Annotated in this window: 12 protein-coding genes and 2 tRNA genes; 7 read left to right on the top strand and 7 right to left on the bottom strand. The window is 67.7% G+C overall.

The genetic code is table 11. The features are described 5' to 3' along the window. Positions 1-171 precede the first annotated feature (171 nt). From ACT9AS_RS08505 to ACT9AS_RS08490, 4 genes are all read left to right on the top strand, one after another. Entirely contained in the window at positions 172-1008 is an 837-nt protein-coding gene (locus ACT9AS_RS08505) for an SDR family NAD(P)-dependent oxidoreductase (RefSeq protein WP_445099677.1), read from the top strand. Between the two features lie 32 nt (positions 1009-1040). Then, positions 1041-2228, top strand: coding sequence for an efflux RND transporter periplasmic adaptor subunit (locus ACT9AS_RS08500; RefSeq protein WP_445099800.1), 1188 nt, complete (start codon positions 1041-1043; stop codon positions 2226-2228). A gap of 150 nt (positions 2229-2378) precedes the next feature. Further along, positions 2379-5546 carry a multidrug efflux RND transporter permease subunit gene (locus ACT9AS_RS08495; protein ID WP_445099676.1) on the top strand — a complete coding sequence of 1056 codons (3168 nt, stop codon included), beginning with the start codon at positions 2379-2381 and terminating at the stop codon, positions 5544-5546. After that, a complete protein-coding gene (locus ACT9AS_RS08490) occupies positions 5539-7014 on the top strand; it encodes an efflux transporter outer membrane subunit (RefSeq protein WP_445099675.1) in 1476 nt (491 codons plus the stop codon). The genes ACT9AS_RS08495 and ACT9AS_RS08490 overlap by 8 nt, the downstream gene beginning before the upstream one ends. Positions 7015-7075: 61 nt before the next feature. Here ACT9AS_RS08490 and ACT9AS_RS08485 read toward each other — a convergent pair. The 4 genes from ACT9AS_RS08485 to ppsR form a co-directional block, all read right to left on the bottom strand. Next, positions 7076-7151 (bottom strand) — tRNA-Glu (locus ACT9AS_RS08485). A gap of 66 nt (positions 7152-7217) precedes the next feature. Continuing rightward, a tRNA-Ala gene (locus ACT9AS_RS08480) sits at positions 7218-7293 on the bottom strand. A 44-nt stretch (positions 7294-7337) separates the two neighbouring features. After that, positions 7338-7832 carry a DUF1249 domain-containing protein gene (locus ACT9AS_RS08475; RefSeq protein ID WP_445099674.1) on the bottom strand — a complete coding sequence of 165 codons (495 nt, stop codon included), beginning with the start codon at positions 7830-7832 and terminating at the stop codon, positions 7338-7340. Positions 7833-7913: 81 nt separating this feature from the next. Then, positions 7914-8735, bottom strand: coding sequence for a posphoenolpyruvate synthetase regulatory kinase/phosphorylase PpsR (gene ppsR, locus ACT9AS_RS08470; protein ID WP_445099673.1), 822 nt, complete (start codon positions 8733-8735; stop codon positions 7914-7916). Between the two features lie 145 nt (positions 8736-8880). Between ppsR and ppsA the strand changes: the two genes are divergently transcribed. Together ppsA and ACT9AS_RS08460 are read left to right on the top strand one after the other, a co-directional pair. Further along, on the top strand, positions 8881-11253 hold the full coding sequence (ppsA, locus tag ACT9AS_RS08465) for a phosphoenolpyruvate synthase (RefSeq protein WP_445099672.1): 2373 nt from the start codon (positions 8881-8883) through the stop codon (positions 11251-11253). Between the two features lie 118 nt (positions 11254-11371). Beyond that, positions 11372-12262 carry a mechanosensitive ion channel domain-containing protein gene (locus tag ACT9AS_RS08460; protein WP_445099671.1) on the top strand — a complete coding sequence of 297 codons (891 nt, stop codon included), beginning with the start codon at positions 11372-11374 and terminating at the stop codon, positions 12260-12262. A gap of 33 nt (positions 12263-12295) precedes the next feature. Here ACT9AS_RS08460 and orn read toward each other — a convergent pair whose 3' ends face one another. Next, positions 12296-12889, bottom strand: coding sequence for an oligoribonuclease (gene orn / locus ACT9AS_RS08455; protein WP_445099670.1), 594 nt, complete (start codon positions 12887-12889; stop codon positions 12296-12298). A gap of 61 nt (positions 12890-12950) precedes the next feature. Here orn and ACT9AS_RS08450 point away from each other — a divergent pair, with 61 nt between their 5' ends. Next, positions 12951-13424, top strand: a complete 474-nt coding sequence (locus ACT9AS_RS08450; RefSeq protein WP_445099669.1) for a DUF2721 domain-containing protein — start codon at positions 12951-12953, stop codon at positions 13422-13424. On the opposite strand, the gene tadA is transcribed toward ACT9AS_RS08450, so the two are convergent. Together tadA and guaA are read right to left on the bottom strand one after the other, a co-directional pair. Beyond that, a complete protein-coding gene (tadA, locus tag ACT9AS_RS08445; protein ID WP_445099668.1) occupies positions 13421-13906 on the bottom strand; it encodes a tRNA adenosine(34) deaminase TadA in 486 nt (161 codons plus the stop codon). The two genes, ACT9AS_RS08450 and tadA, sit on opposite strands and share 4 nt — an antisense overlap. A gap of 5 nt (positions 13907-13911) precedes the next feature. Continuing rightward, a complete protein-coding gene (gene guaA / locus ACT9AS_RS08440; RefSeq protein WP_445099667.1) occupies positions 13912-15477 on the bottom strand; it encodes a glutamine-hydrolyzing GMP synthase in 1566 nt (521 codons plus the stop codon). Position 15478 lies beyond the last annotated feature (1 nt).

Raw genomic sequence — 15478 nt, 5'->3', positions numbered from 1 at the left:
TCGGCCCTGGGAAGGGCCAACGGCGGGCCTTGCGACAAACCCGGTGCCCGCGATAGACGCCGCGAATTACTTGCCCGTGCAAGCAGGCGACCGGCCGTCGTACTCCCCTGCGGGAGTGCGGATGACGTATTCCATGTCAATTTCGGGAGAGAAAATCCCGAAGGCGGGACAATGAGCGCAGCGCTGGTAATCCTGGGTGCCACCGGCGGGGTCGGCCGCGGCGTCGTGCGCGCCGCGCTCGATCGGGGCCATCCGGTGGTCGCGGTGGCGCGCCACGAGGGTGCGCTTGCAACACTGGCACGCGAACATGGCGACGCCGACATCATCACCGTGCCCGGCTCGGTGGCCAGCGACGCCGAAGGTGCCGCCCTTGCCGAGCGGCTGCGCGACCTGCGCCGCCCGTTCGCCGGCATCGTCGCCTCGGTATGCGGTGGCGGCAGCAAGGGCCGGGTGCTCGACCAGCCCGCCGAGTTCCTGCGCCGCAGGCTGGACGAGGACCTGCTGCCGCACCTGGCGGCCGCCCGCCACCTGCTGCCGCTGCTGGCCGAAGCCGGGCGCGGCAACTACCTGCTGATCGGCGGCCCCGGCAGCGAGCACCCCTGGGCTGGTTACGGGCATCGCTCCATCGGCGCCGCCGCGCTGCGGATGCTGGCCCGCGTGCTGCACGACGAAGCACGGGCACTGGATGTGCGGGTCAACCTGTTGACCGTCGACATGCCGGCCTGCACCGGCAGCAACCGCAAACACGCCAGCAGCCGCTGGCCCAGTGCGCTGGCGATCGGCCAGCAGGCCGTCGCGTTGATCGAACGCCCCCCACCCGACATCCCGGTGGTGCGTTACACGCCACCGGCGCCGACCGGTCACGCACCGGCTCCCCACGACGTCTCCACTTCTTTTGGCCCGGACAGCGCCCCTCCCCCACCGGACAGCTGCCCCTCCCTCGTCGCCGTCCGCGCGCTGCTGGGCCGTTTTTCTTCCACGGGTTCCAAAAAGGATATTTCGTCATGACCTCCCCCACCAAGAAATCACAGGCCGGCCGCATCACCCGCAGCGCCCTGCCCGAACTCACCTTCGCCATCGCCGCCGTACTGCTGACCGTGGGCCTGTCCGGCTGCGGCAGCCAGGCCGCACCGGGCGGTGCGATGCCCGCGCCCGCGGTCAGCGTCGCCCAGGTGGTCGAGAAACCCGTGCAGCATTGGGACGAGTTCACCGGCCGGGTCGAGGCGGTGAAGTCGGTCGCGCTGCGCCCGCGGGTCAGCGGCTACGTCGAGCGGGTCGCCTTCGAGGAAGGCGAGGAAGTCGCCAAGGGCGACCTGCTGTTCGTGATCGACCCGCGCCCGTACAGGGCCGCGCTGGCCGAGGCCGAAGCCAACCTCGAGCGCGCTCGCAGCGAGGCCGGGCTCGCCAAGGCGCAAAGCACGCGGGCGCAGACACTGGTCGAGGCCAAGGCGATCTCGCGCGAGGAAGCCGAGGCCCGTCGCGCTGCCGCAAGCCAGGGCAACGCCGCCGTCCGCGCCGCCGAGGCCGCCGTCGCCAGTGCGCGGCTGGACCTGCAGTTCACCGAAGTGCGCTCGCCGATCGACGGCCGCGCCGGCCGCGCGATGATCACCGCCGGCAACCTCGCCCAGGCGGATGCCACGGTGCTGACCAGCGTGGTCTCGCTGGACCCGGTGCACGTGTACTTCGAGGGTGACGAACAGACCTGGCTGCATTACCGCGAGCTGGCCCGCAACGGCGACCGCGCCGATTCGAGCAACCCGGTGCGGGTCGGCCTGGCCAACGAGTCCGGCTATCCGCACGAGGGCACGGTCGACTTCGTCAACAACCAGGTCGACCCCGCGACCGGCACGATCCGCCTGCGCGCGGTGCTGCCCAACCCGGACCGCGTGTTCGCCCCGGGCCTGTTCGCCCGCGTCCAACTGGCCGGCGGCAACGAGTCCGAGGTGCTGCTGATCGACGACAAGGCGGTCATGACCGACCAGGACCGCAAATACGTCTACGTGCTCGGCAAGGACAACACCGCCGTGCGCAAGGACGTGAAGCTGGGCGACACCGCCGAAGGCCTGCGCGTGGTGACCTCCGGGCTGGCCGCCACCGACAAGGTGATCGTGCACGGCGTGCAGAAGGTGTTCTTCCCGGGCATGCCGGTCGACCCGCAGACCGTGGCGATGGGCGCGGACCCCGCCACGCCGGGCGACCGGGTGGCCACCACGGCCGGGTCGAAGTGATGCACCGGTCAACCTGATCCACCCCAACCGCCGTCTCCGCGAACGCGGAGACCCAGCGACCGTGGCGCTCGACGAGCCATCCGGGTTCCCGCATCCCGCGGGAGCCACGGGCGGCTGACGCCACAGAAACCCGAAACAGGACTTTCCCCCATGGATTTCTCAAAGTTCTTCATCGACCGGCCGATCTTCGCGGCAGTGCTGTCGATCGTGATCTTCGCCGCCGGCCTGATCTCGATCCCGCTGCTGCCGATCGGCGAATACCCGGAGGTGGTGCCTCCGTCCGTCATGGTCCGCACGGTGTATCCGGGCGCCAATCCCAAGGTCATCGCCGAAACCGTCGCCACGCCGCTGGAGGAATCCATCCGCGGCGTCGAAGGCCTGATGTACATGAAGTCGGTCGCCAGCTCCGACGGCTCGCTGCAGACCACCGTGACCTTCAGTCCCGAAGTCGACGCCGACGAGGCGACCGTGCGCGTGCAGAACCGGGTCAGCCAGGCGCTGGCGCGACTGCCCGAGGACGTCCGCCGGCAGGGCGTGACCACGCAGAAGCAGTCACCGGTGTTCCTGATGGTCGTCCACCTGACCTCGCCGGACGGCAAGTACGACACCCTGTACCTGCGCAACTACCTGCGCCTGCACGTCAAGGACCGGCTGGCGAGCATCCCCGGCGTGGGCGACGCGCAGGCGTTCGGCGGCGGCGATTACGCGATGCGGCTGTGGCTGGATCCGGACAAGGTCGCCTCCCGTGGGCTCACCGCGGGCGACGTGGTGCGCGCGGTCCGCGAGCAGAACATCCAGGTGTCCGCGGGCCAGCTCGGCGCCGAGCCGATGCCCAATGGCAGCGACTTCCTGACCCTGATCAACGCCAAGGGCCGCCTCTCCACCGCCGAGGAGTTCGGCGACGTGGTGATCAAGACCGGCGCCGACGGCACGGTCGTGCGCCTGTCGGACGTGGCCCGGATCGAACTTGCCGCGGGCGACTACAGCATGCGCTCGCGCCTGGACGGCGAGAACGCCGCCGCCATCGGCATCTTCCAGGCGCCGGGCGCCAATGCGCTGGAAATCCGCGACGAAGTCATCCGCCGCATGGACGAGGCGGCCGAGAGCTTCCCGCCGGGTATCGAGTACAAGTCGGTCTACGACACCACCGTGTTCGTACGCGACTCGATCAAGGCGGTGGTGACCACGCTGCTGGAAGCCACCCTGCTGGTGGTGCTGGTGGTGATCCTGTTCCTGCAGACCTGGCGCGCCTCGATCATCCCGTTGATCGCGGTGCCGGTGTCGGTGGTCGGCACCTTCGCCGCGCTGTACCTGCTGGGCTTCTCGATCAATACGCTGACCCTGTTCGGGCTGGTGCTGGCGATCGGCATCGTGGTCGACGATGCGATCGTCGTGGTCGAGAACGTCGAGCGCCACATCGAGGCCGGCGCGACCCCGTTGCATGCCGCCCACCTGGCGATGAGGGAAGTGTCCGGACCGATCATCGCGATCGCGCTGGTGCTGTGCGCGGTGTTCGTGCCGATGGCGTTCCTGTCCGGCGTGACCGGTGAGTTCTACAAGCAGTTCGCGGTGACCATCGCGATCTCGACGGTGATCTCGGCGATCAATTCGCTGACCCTGTCGCCGGCGTTGGCCGCCCGCCTGCTCAAGCCGCACGGCGCGCCGAAGGACCGCCCGACGCGCCTGATCGACCGCCTGTTCGGCTGGGTGTTCCGTCCGTTCAACCGCTTCTTCAACCGGAGTTCAGAGCGTTACGAGCGCGGCGTTTCCAGGGCGCTGGGCCGTCGTGGCGCGGTGTTCGCGATCTATGCCGGGCTGCTGCTGGTTACGGGCCTGATGTTCCAGATCGTGCCGAAGGGCTTCATCCCGGCACAGGACAAGGGCTACATCATCGCCGGCATCAAGATGCCGGAAGGCGCCTCGATCGAGCGCACGGACGCGGCCCTGAAGAAGATCGGTGCCCTCGCGATGGACATCGAGGGCGTGAAGAACGACATCGCGTTCCCGGGCTTCAATCCGCTGCAGTTCATCAACACGCCCAACTACGGTGTCAGCTTCATCAACCTCGAACCGTTCGGCGAGCGTACCCGCAGCGCCAAGGAAATCACCGACGAGCTCAACGCGAAGATCGCCGGCATCCAGGAGGGCTTCGCCTTCGCCCTGATGCCGCCCCCAATCCAGGGGCTGGGCAACGGTTCGGGCTACTCGCTGTTCATCGAGGACCGCGGCAACCTCGGCTACGGCGCGCTGCAGAGCGCGGTGCAGGCGATGCAGGGCGCGGGCTCGCAGGTGCCGGGGCTGGGCTACCTCAACAGCAGCTACCAGGCCAACGTGCCGCAACTCGACGTCGAGGTGGACCGGGTCAAGGCCAAGGCGCAGGGCGTGCCGCTGACCGAGCTGTTCGACACCCTGCAGACCTACCTCGGCTCGGCCTATGTCAACGACTTCAACATGTTCGGCCGCACCTGGCAGGTGATCGCGCAGGCGGACGGTTCGTACCGCGACAGCGTCGAGGACATCGGCAACCTGCGTACCCGCAACGTCCAGGGCGAGATGGTTCCGATCGGCAGCATGGTCGAGGTGAGCCGCACGTTCGGCCCCGACCCGGTGATCCGCTACAACGGCCACACCGCGGCCGACCTCATGGGTGAAGCCGACCCGCGCGTGATGTCGTCGGCGCAGGCGATGGAGAAGCTGGAGGAGCTGGCGCAGCAGGTGCTCCCGCAGGGCATGGTCATCGAATGGACCGACCTGAGCTACCAGCAGTCCACCCAGGGCAACGCGGCGCTGGTGGTGTTCCCGCTCGCGGTGCTGCTGGCGTTCCTGGTGCTGGCCGCGCTCTACGAGAGCTGGACCTTGCCGCTGGCAGTGATCCTGATCGTTCCGATCGTGATGTTGTCGGCGTTGCTGGGCGTATGGCTGACCGGCGACAACAACGTGTTCGTGCAGGTCGGACTGGTGGTGCTTATGGGGCTCGCGTGCAAGAACGCAATCCTGATCGTCGAGTTCGCCCGTGAGCTGGAAATGCAGGGTCGCGGCATCGTCGAGGCCGCACTGGAAGCGTGCCGCCTGCGCCTGCGCCCGATCGTCATGACCTCGATCGCCTTCATCGCCGGCACGATCCCGCTGGTCCTCTCGTCCGGCGCCGGTGCGGAGGTCCGCTCCATCACCGGCATCACCGTCTTCGCCGGCATGCTCGGCGTCACCCTGTTCGGCCTGTTCCTGACCCCGGTGTTCTACGTCGCCCTGCGCAAGCTGGTGTCGCGACGCGCCGGCAACCAGGCGCGCAACGAACTGCAGGAGATCACCCATGCGTAAGTTCAACCCCGCAGCGCGAAACGTCTCGCGCACCTTCGCGATCGCCCTGTTGCCGATCGCCCTCGCCGCCTGCATGGTCGGACCCGACCATGTGCGGCCCACCCTGTCGGTGCCGGAGCAGTTCGTCCGCGACGATTCCAGCCCGGTCGCAGTCGCGCCCCAGCCCGAACCCGATGCGGATTTCTGGAACGCCTTCGACGACCCGATGCTGACGCGGCTGGTCGACGAGGCGCTGGTGGCGAACTACGACCTGCGCATCGCCCTGACCCGTTTCGACCGTGCCAACGCCCTGCTGCGTGGCTCGCGCTTCGACTACCTGCCAACCGTCACCGCCAGCGCCGAGGGCAGCGACAGCCGCGCCAGCGCCGACCAGGCACCCGGCCTGTCACGCGAGCAACGCGACGGCGAGACCTACTCGGCCGGGATCGACATGGCGTGGGAACTCGACCTGTTCGGTCGCGTCCGCCGCGGGGTCGAATCGCAACGTGCCGAAGCCGCCGCAACCGCCGCCGACCTCGCCGCGTTGCAGGTCGCGATCGTCGCCGAGGTCGCGCGCAGCTACATCGACCTGCGCGGCCTGCAGGAGCGCCTGGACGTCGCACGCGAGAACGCCGACAACCAGCGCGAGACCCTGCGTATCGTCCAGGCCCGGCTCGACGCCGGCAGCGCGACCGGCTTCGACCGCGCGCGTGCCAGTGCGCAGCTGGAAGCGACGCTCGCCCGGGTACCCGCGCTGGAAGCCGAAGCCGCCGTGATGATGCACCGCCTGGCCGTGTTGACCGGCAAGACGCCGGATGCCCTCGTCGTCGAACTGAAACAACCTGCCGACCTCCCCGCCCTGCCCGCACCGATCGATCCCGGTACGCCGGGCGACCTGCTGCGCCGCCGACCCGACATCGCCGCAGCGGAACAGCGTCTGCACGCGGCTACCGCGCGCATCGGCGTCGCAACCGCCGACCTGTTCCCGCGCTTCACCCTCGGCGGACTGATCGGCAGCCAGGCGATCGACACCTCGAACCTGTTCGAGCGCGACAGCGAAACCAGCCTGGTCGCACTCGGCATCGACTGGTCCTTCCTCGACATCGGCCGCGTCCGCGCCCGCATGGCCGCCGCCGATGCCGATGCCGCCGGCGAACTCGCCAACTACCAGAAAACCGTGGTGCTGGCACTGGAGGAAACCGAGAACGCCCTGGTCCGCTACGCCCGCACGCGCACCGAGGACCGGCACCTGCAGCAGGCCGCCGAAGACAGCGCCCGCGCCGCGGAACTGGCCCATGTGCGCTACGACGCCGGCGCCACCAGTTTGCTGGAAGTGCTCGATGCCGAACGCACCAAGCTGCAGGCGCAAGACGCACTGGCCGATGTCCGCACGCGGGCGGCAACCAGCGCGGTGGCGGTCTACAAGGCGATGGCCGGCGGCTGGCCGGGCCGGATTCCGCTGCGGGAGGACGTGGCGAGCGCCGACTGACGAATACCGGTCGATGCCAAAAAAGAAGGCCCGCCAATGGCGGGCCTTCTCAATGAAAAAGTGGCGTCCCCAAGGGGATTCGAACCCCTGTCGCCGCCGTGAAAGGGCAGTGTCCTAGGCCTCTAGACGATGGGGACGCAGTGGAACTCCGAACTTGGGCCGACCGCTTTCACTCGGTCGAGTATCGAAGAACACTTTGAAAATGGTGGAGCCAGGCGGGATCGAACCGCCGACCTCCTGCATGCCATGCAGGCGCTCTCCCAGCTGAGCTATGGCCCCACGGGCTGGAAAGTCGACAAGCTTAGGGACGACTCCGGAAATCGTCAAGCGATCTTTGCGACTTCGATGAACTTTTTTTCATCCGGGGCCAGGGTGTCGCTGCCGTGCCCCCGCTCGGACAGGTATTGCAGCCATTTGCCGAGGAAGGTGTTCATCCGCAGCCGGTGCCCGACCAGTTCGGCCGGCGGCGGATACATGCCGATGACGTCCTGCCAGCGGCGGCCGATGTAGCAATGGGTGGCTTCGAGCTGGCGGGCGTCGTGGTACTGCCGCAGGTACGCCGACGGGTCCGGCTGGCCGGTCACCGGGTCGGGCATGGCGTAGGTCAGGCGCAGCTCGGTGGTGTAGGCGTGCTGCGCGATCACCTCGACCTGCAGGTCGAGCCCGTCCCCGACACTCGACACGTAACTGCCCTGCCCCAACCGGGCCGGGGCGAACATGTGTTCGAGCCGCTCGTGGTTCTCGGTATACAGCGCCATCAGCCATCCGAAACGGCTCAGCGTGGGGATGCGGGCGGTGCGGGTGGCGAGCGGGGTCATGGCTCGATGCTACACGCCGTGGCTGTACCGCGGCAGCATTGACGGGGCCGGTGGGCGGTCGTACTTTCGAGGTTCCCCGCCTCAGAACATCTCGCGGTGGATCCCCAGCGTCGACATCACCTTGCTCGAGATCTCCTCGATCGAGGTATTGGTCGTGGTCTGGGTCGGGATGCGCTCGGCGCGGAACAGGGCCTCGGCCTTGGCGACCTCGCGCCGGCAGGTCTCCAGCTCGGCGTAACGCGAGTTCGGGCGGCGCTCCTGGCGGATCTGCTGCAGGCGGACCGGGTCGATGCTCAGCCCGAACAGCTTGTTGCGGTACTGGCGCAACCGTTCCGGCAGGCGGTCGTGCTCGAGGTCCTCCTCGGTCAGCGGGTAGTTCGCAGCGCGCACGCCGTAGTGCAACGCCAGGTACACGCAGGTCGGGGTCTTGCCGGCCCGCGACACCGCCACCAGGATCACGTCGGCGTCCTCGTAGTCCACCGCGACGCCATCGTCGTGGGTCAGCGCGTAGTTCATCGCATTGATGCGGCGGTGGTAGGCATCGAAATCGACAATCGCGTGCGCGCGGCCGACATGGCGCTGGCGGCTTTCGCCCAGCTCTCTTTCAAGCGGCTCGATGAACGGCGCGAACACGTCGAGCATCAATGCCCCGCTCTCGGCCAGGGCCTCGCTGACTTCGCTGTCCATGCAGGAATTGATCACCACCGGCTTCAGCCCGTGGCGTTCCCCGGCGGCGCGAATCCGTTCGGCGGCGCTACGGGCACGGTCGATGCTGTCGACGAAGGAGATCCGCTCGCTGGTGAAGTGGTTGTCGGTGAACTGGGTCAGGAGGCTGTGGCCGATGGTCTCGGCGGTGATGCCGGTGCCATCGGAAACGTAGAAGACCGGTCGTACTGCCGCCATCACTGACCCCGCTGGTTTGAGATGCGCCCTGGACGTGCGCAAACAGGAAAAAGCCCGTCGAATCAAGCTTGTATGCATCCGACGCAGGAGCGATCATAGCCGCTTGGCGCGCCTGGACGCGCCCAAACCACGGAGATCGGCTGTCTTGAACGAGAACATCCTCTGGCTGCACGCGCTGCGCCTCGACGACCTGGCCCGCGTGGGCGGCAAGAATTCTTCGCTCGGCGAGATGATCGGCAACCTCGCCAACCTCGGGGTTTCGGTGCCCGGCGGCTACGCCACCACGGCCGAGGCGTTCAGGGACTTCATCGCCCACAACGACCTGCACCAGCGGATCTTCGACCGCCTGGCCGACCTCGATGTCGAGGACGTCGGCGCGCTGACCAAGGCCGGCACGCAGATCCGCCAGTGGGTGATCGACGCGCCACTGCAGCCTGCGCTCGACAAGGACATCCGCGAGGCCTACCGCCAGTTGTGCGCCGAGAATGGCGGCGGCGACGTGGCGGTCGCGGTGCGCTCGTCGGCGACCGCTGAGGACCTGCCCGACGCCAGCTTCGCCGGCCAGCAGGAAACCTTCCTCAACGTGACCGGCGAGGACGATGTCGTCGTCAAGGTCAAGGAAGTCTTCGCCAGCCTCTACAACGATCGCGCCATTGCGTATCGGGTCCACCACGGCTTCAAGCACGAGGACGTGTTCCTGTCGGCCGGCGTGCAGCTGATGGTCCGCTCCGACGTCGGCGCCTCCGGCGTGCTGTTTACCCTCGACACCGAGTCGGGCTTCCGCGGGGTGGTGTTCATCACCTCGAGCTTCGGCCTCGGTGAAATGGTCGTGCAGGGCGCGGTCAACCCGGACGAGTTCTACGTCAACAAGGCGACCCTGCTCGAGGGCAAGCACGCGATCCTGCGCCGCTCGATCGGCGCCAAGCAGCTGCGCATGGTCTATTCCGACCAGCCCGGCGAGCGCGTGCGCACCGAGGACACCCCGGCCGAGTTGCGCAACACCTTCTCGATCTCCGACGCCGACGTGCACGAGCTGGCCAAGCAGGCGCTGGTGATCGAAAAACATTACGGCCGCCCGATGGACATCGAGTGGGCCAAGGACGGTGTCAGCGGGAAACTCTTTATCGTGCAGGCGCGCCCGGAGACGGTGAAGTCGCGCAGCAAGGCGACCCAGATCGAGCGCTACCAGCTCGGCGAACGTGGCCCGGTGATCTGCGAGGGCCGTTCGATCGGCCAGAAGATCGGCAGCGGCGTCGCCCGCGTGGTGCGCTCGCTCGACGACATGGCGCGGGTCCAGCCCGGCGACGTGCTGGTCGCCGACATGACCGACCCGGACTGGGAGCCGGTGATGAAGCGCTCGGCCGCGATCGTCACCAACCGCGGTGGCCGCACCTGCCACGCCGCGATCATCGCGCGCGAGCTTGGCGTGCCGGCCGTGGTCGGCACCGGCAACGCGCTGGACACCATCCAGGACGGCCAGGTCGTCACGATCAGCTGCGCCGAGGGCGACACCGGCTTCATCTACGAGGGCGCCCTGCCCTTCGAACGCCACGTCGCCGACCTCGAGAAGATGCCGCCGGCACCGCTCAAGGTGATGATGAACGTCGCCAATCCCGAACGCGCATTCGACTTCGCGATGCTGCCCAACGCCGGCGTCGGCCTGGCGCGGCTGGAAATGATCATCGCCAGCCACATCGGCATCCATCCGAAGGCGCTGCTCGAGTACGACCGCCAGGACGCCGCGATCAGGAAGAAGATCGACGAGCGCATCGCCGGCTACGGCGATCCGGTCGATTTCTACGTCGACCGCCTCGCCGAGGGCATCGCCACGATCACCGCGTCGGTTGCGCCGAACCCGGTGATCGTGCGGCTGAGCGACTTCAAGTCCAACGAGTACGCCAACCTGATCGGCGGCGCGGCCTACGAGCCGCACGAAGAGAACCCGATGATCGGCTTCCGCGGCGCCAGCCGTTACGTCGACCCGAGCTTCACCGAGGCGTTCGCGCTGGAGTGCCGCGCGGTGCTGAAGGTGCGCGAGCAGATGGGCCTGACCAACTGCTGGGTGATGATCCCGTTCGTGCGCACGCTCGACGAAGGCCGCAAGGTGGTCGAGGTGCTGCGCGCCAATGGCCTCGAACAGGGCAAGGACGGCCTGAAGATCATCATGATGTGCGAGGTGCCGTCCAATGCGTTGCTGGCCGAGGAGTTCCTGGAGATCTTCGACGGCTTCTCGATCGGCTCCAACGACCTGACCCAGCTCACGCTCGGGCTGGATCGCGATTCGAGCATCGTCGCCTCGCTGTTCGACGAGCGCGACCCGGCGGTCAAGAAGCTGCTGGCGATGGCGATCAGTACCGCGCGTGCCAAGGGCAAGTACGTCGGCATCTGCGGACAGGGTCCGAGCGACCATCCGGACCTCGCCGAGTGGCTGATGGAGCAAGGCATCGAATCGGTGTCGCTCAATCCCGACACCGTGGTCGACACCTGGCTGCGGCTGGCCAAGGCCAAGGCGGGCTGAGCGTCGTGACGGCGCGATAACGCCGGAAGCGACACCATCACCGATGACAACACGCGACGCCCCGCTCACGCGGGGTTTCGCATTTCTCGCCCCCCGAGACCACCCCTTGGAGCACTGGATGCAGGACCTTCGCCTGAGCTGGATCGACTACGCACGTGCGGGTGAATGGACCGAGGCGCTGATCGGCCTCGGCATCCGGGTGGGCCTGGCGCTGCTGCTGTTCCTGGTGGGACGCTACGTCATCGCCTGGCTGGTAAAGCTCATCGACCGCGGCCTGAGCCGTACCGATCTCGACGTCACCGCGCTGCAGTTCCTGCGCAAGGTGGCGACGGTCGTGTTCACCGTGGTGCTGGTGCTGGCGGCGCTGCAGGTGGTCGGCGTGCCGATGACGTCGATGATCGCCGTGCTTGGCGCGGCGGGCCTGGCAATCGGCCTGGCGCTGAAGGATTCGCTGTCCAACATCGCCTCCGGGGTGATGCTGGTGGCGCTGAAACCGTTCCGGGTGGGCGACGTGGTGAACATCAACGGCGAAGGCGGTACGGTCGAGTCGATCAGCATCTTCCAGACCCGCCTGCGTGGCGCCGACAACCAGACCATCGTGCTGCCCAACAGCCTGGTGACTTCGGACTCGATCATCAACTCCACGCCCGACGTGCGCCGCCGGGTCGAGCTGGTGATCGGCATCGGCTACGACGACGACATCGACGAGGCGCGCCGGGTCATCATGGAGATCATCGATGCGGACGAACGGGTGCTCGCCGAACCGGCCGCCGACGTGGTGGTCTACGAACTCGCCGCGGACGCGGTCAAGCTCGGCGTGCGCTGCCACACGGGCAACGACGACTGGTTCGCGGTGAAGGTGCACCTCAACGAAAGCATCAAGAAGGCCTTCGACGCGGCCGGGATCAGCATCCCCTACCCGCAGCGAGACGTGCACATGTACCACCATGCCGCCGACGGCGGGATCATCGATCCGCCCAGGCCCGTGTTGCCCGCGTCATCCGACTGAGTCGGCACGGACGCCGGTACGGGGCTGGCTCGCTCAGGACGCCTCGGGCGGCTGCAGGCCGCTCAGCCGTCCCATGAAGTAGCGGTAGTGGCGCAGCTCCGCGATCGAGTCATGCACGTCGCTCAACGCGGTGTGGCTGGCCTCCTTGCCGACGCCGGCGAGCACGTCGGGAGCCCAGCGCCGGGCCAGTTCCTTGAGCGTGCTGACGTCGAGGTTGCGATAGTGGAAGTACTTCTCCAGCGCCGGCATCTGCCGGTGCAGGAAACGCCTGTCCTGGCAGATCGAGTTGCCACAGATCGGCGAGGCGTTGGCCGGCACCCAGGCGGCCAGGAACGCCAGCGTGCGCTCCTCGGCCTCCTCCATCGACACGCCCTGCTCCAGCACGCGGTTCCACAGGCCCGACTTGCGGTGCTGGTTGCGGTTCCAGTCGTCCATCGCCTCCAGCCGTTGCAGCGGATGGTGGATGGCCAGCTCCGGCCCCTCGGCGAGGATCTCGAGGTTGGGATCGGTGACGACCGTGGCGATCTCGAGGATGGAATCGTTGTCGGTATCGAGCCCGGTCATCTCCAGGTCGATCCAGATCAGCCGATGATGGCCGTTGCTTGCATTGCCCGATATCACGCCCATCGCTCGCCGTCCGCTCCCTGTCGCGTCATGATAGCCGAGGTTTCCGCTTCCGACGCCGCGCATGCTGCCCGATGCACCCGCCGACTACGCCATCCTGACCGCAATGCTCGCGCCGGCCTTCTTCCTGACGGCGACGGGGTCGTTGCTGATCTCGGCCAGCAATCGCCTGGCGCGCGTCGTCGACCGGTTGCGCCAGCTCATGAAGGACATGGAGTCGGCGACCGACGAGGACGAGTTGCGATGGCTGGATCACCGCGTCTCGCGGCAGCGTCGCCGCAGTGGCCTGATCCTCCGCGCCAACCAGTTGCTCTACCTGTCGCTGAGCTTCTTCGTCGGCACCAGCCTGATGGTGGTCCTGGACGCCTTCGTGCCATCGCCGGCGGGCGTGCTGCCCACCACGTTCGCGGTGCTCGGGGTACTGGGACTGTTCGCGTCGAGCCTGCTGCTGTCGCGCGAATCGACGATCGCCGTCGCCATCCTCAACGAGGAAATGGACCGCGCCCACACCCGCGTGAGGGTGCGCGGAAAAGCCTAGAGCAGCGGCCTGCCGCGCTTGCGCCGGAAGTAGTTGCTCAGCATCGAGCCGGCCTCGTCGCCAAGCAGGCCGCCCTGCACTTCAACCCGGTGGTTGTGGCGCGGGTCGGCGAGCAGGTCGAACACGCTGCCCGCGGCGCCGGTCTTGGGGTCGAGCGCCCCGAACACGACCCGCGCGACACGTGCGTGGACCATCGCCATCGCGCACATCGCGCAGGGTTCGAGGGTCACGTACAGCGTGCTGCCGAGCAGCCGGTGGTTGCCGATGCGGCGACCGGCCGCACGCATCGCGACGATCTCGGCGTGGGCCGTCGGATCGTGCTCGCCGATGTTGCGGTTCCAGCCCTCGCCGAGGACCTCGCCATCGGCCGACACCAGCACCGCGCCGACCGGGATCTCGTCGTCCTCGTGTTCGGCGCGTTCGGCCAGCGCCAGCGCGTGGCGCATCCAGTGCTCGTCCGTCGGCAGCGCTGCGTCGGCCAAGCCGCCTACTCCCACTCGATGGTCGCCGGAGGCTTTCCGCTGATATCGTAAACTACGCGAGAAACACCGCGTAACTCATTGATAATCCTGTTCGAAACCTTGCCAAGGAAATCGTACGGCAGGTGCGCCCAGTGCGCCGTCATGAAGTCGATGGTCTCGACCGCCCGCAGCGCGATTACCCATTCGTAAGCGCGTGCGTCACCGACCACGCCGACCGACTTGACCGGCAGGAACACCGCGAACGCCTGGCTGGTCCTGTCGTAAAGATCGGCCTTGCGCAGCTCGTCGATGAAGATGTGGTCGGCTTTGGCCAGCAGCTCGGCGTACTCGCGCCTGACCTCGCCGAGGATACGCACGCCCAAGCCGGGGCCCGGGAACGGGTGCCGGTAGACCATCGGTGCCGGCAGGCCGAGCTCGACGCCCAGGCGCCGCACCTCGTCCTTGAACAGTTCGCGCAGCGGCTCGACCAGGCCGAGCTTCATGTGCTCGGGCAGGCCGCCGACGTTGTGGTGGCTCTTGATGACGTGGGCCTTGCCGGTCTTGCTGCCGGCGGACTCGATCACGTCGGGGTAGATGGTGCCCTGCGCCAGCCACTTGGCGTTGCGCAGCTTGCCCGACTCCTCGTCGAAGATCTCGACGAACAGGTTGCCGATGATCTTGCGCTTGGCCTCGGGGTCGCTGACGCCTTCGAGCGCCTTGAAATAGCGATCGGCGGCGTCGACGCGGACCACCTTGACGCCCATGTGCTCGGCGAACATCGCCATCACCTGGTCGCCCTCCTGCCAGCGCAGCAGGCCGGTGTCGACGAACACGCAGGTCAGCTGCTCGCCGATCGCCTTGTGCAGCAGCGCCGCGACCACCGAGGAGTCGACACCACCGGAGAGGCCGAGGATCACCTCGTCGCTGCCGACCTGCTCGCGCACGCGGGCGATCTGGTCGTCGATGATGTGGGCGGCGGTCCACAGGGTCTGGCAGCCACAGATCTCGGTGACGAAGCGGCGCAGCAGGGTCTGGCCCTGCAGGGTGTGGGTGACCTCCGGGTGGAACTGCACGCCGTACCAGCGCTTGTCCTCGTTGGCCATCGCCGCGACCGGAATGCGATCGGTCTTCGCGGTGACGCTGAAGCCCGGCGGCGCGGTGGCGACGTGGTCGCCGTGGCTCATCCAGACGTTCAGGCGCGGGGTTCCGCCGTGGTCGCTCAAACCGCCGAGCAATGCGTCATGGGCAACCAGTTCGACCTCGGCGTGGCCGAACTCGCGCGCGTCGGCGGCCTCGGTCGTGCCGCCCAATTGCGCGGCCAGGGTCTGCATGCCGTAGCAAATGCCTAGGATCGGCAGTCCGGAGTCGAAGACTTCCTGCGGGGCGCGGGGCGCTCCTTCCAGCGTGGTCGACTCGGGCCCGCCCGACAGGATGATGCCCTTGGCGCCGTACTTCGCGATCTCGGCCGGGTCGTGGTCCCAGGCCCAGATTTCGCAGTAGACGCCGATCTCGCGAATGCGGCGGGCGATCAGCTGCGTGTACTGCGCGCCGAAGTCGAGGATCAGGATCTTGTCGCTGTGGATGTCGGTCATG

This window comes from Lysobacter sp. F60174L2, assembly GCF_052547135.1.
Note: the sequence above shows the minus strand (reverse complement) of the source record. Positions and strands in the feature narration are given on the sequence as shown.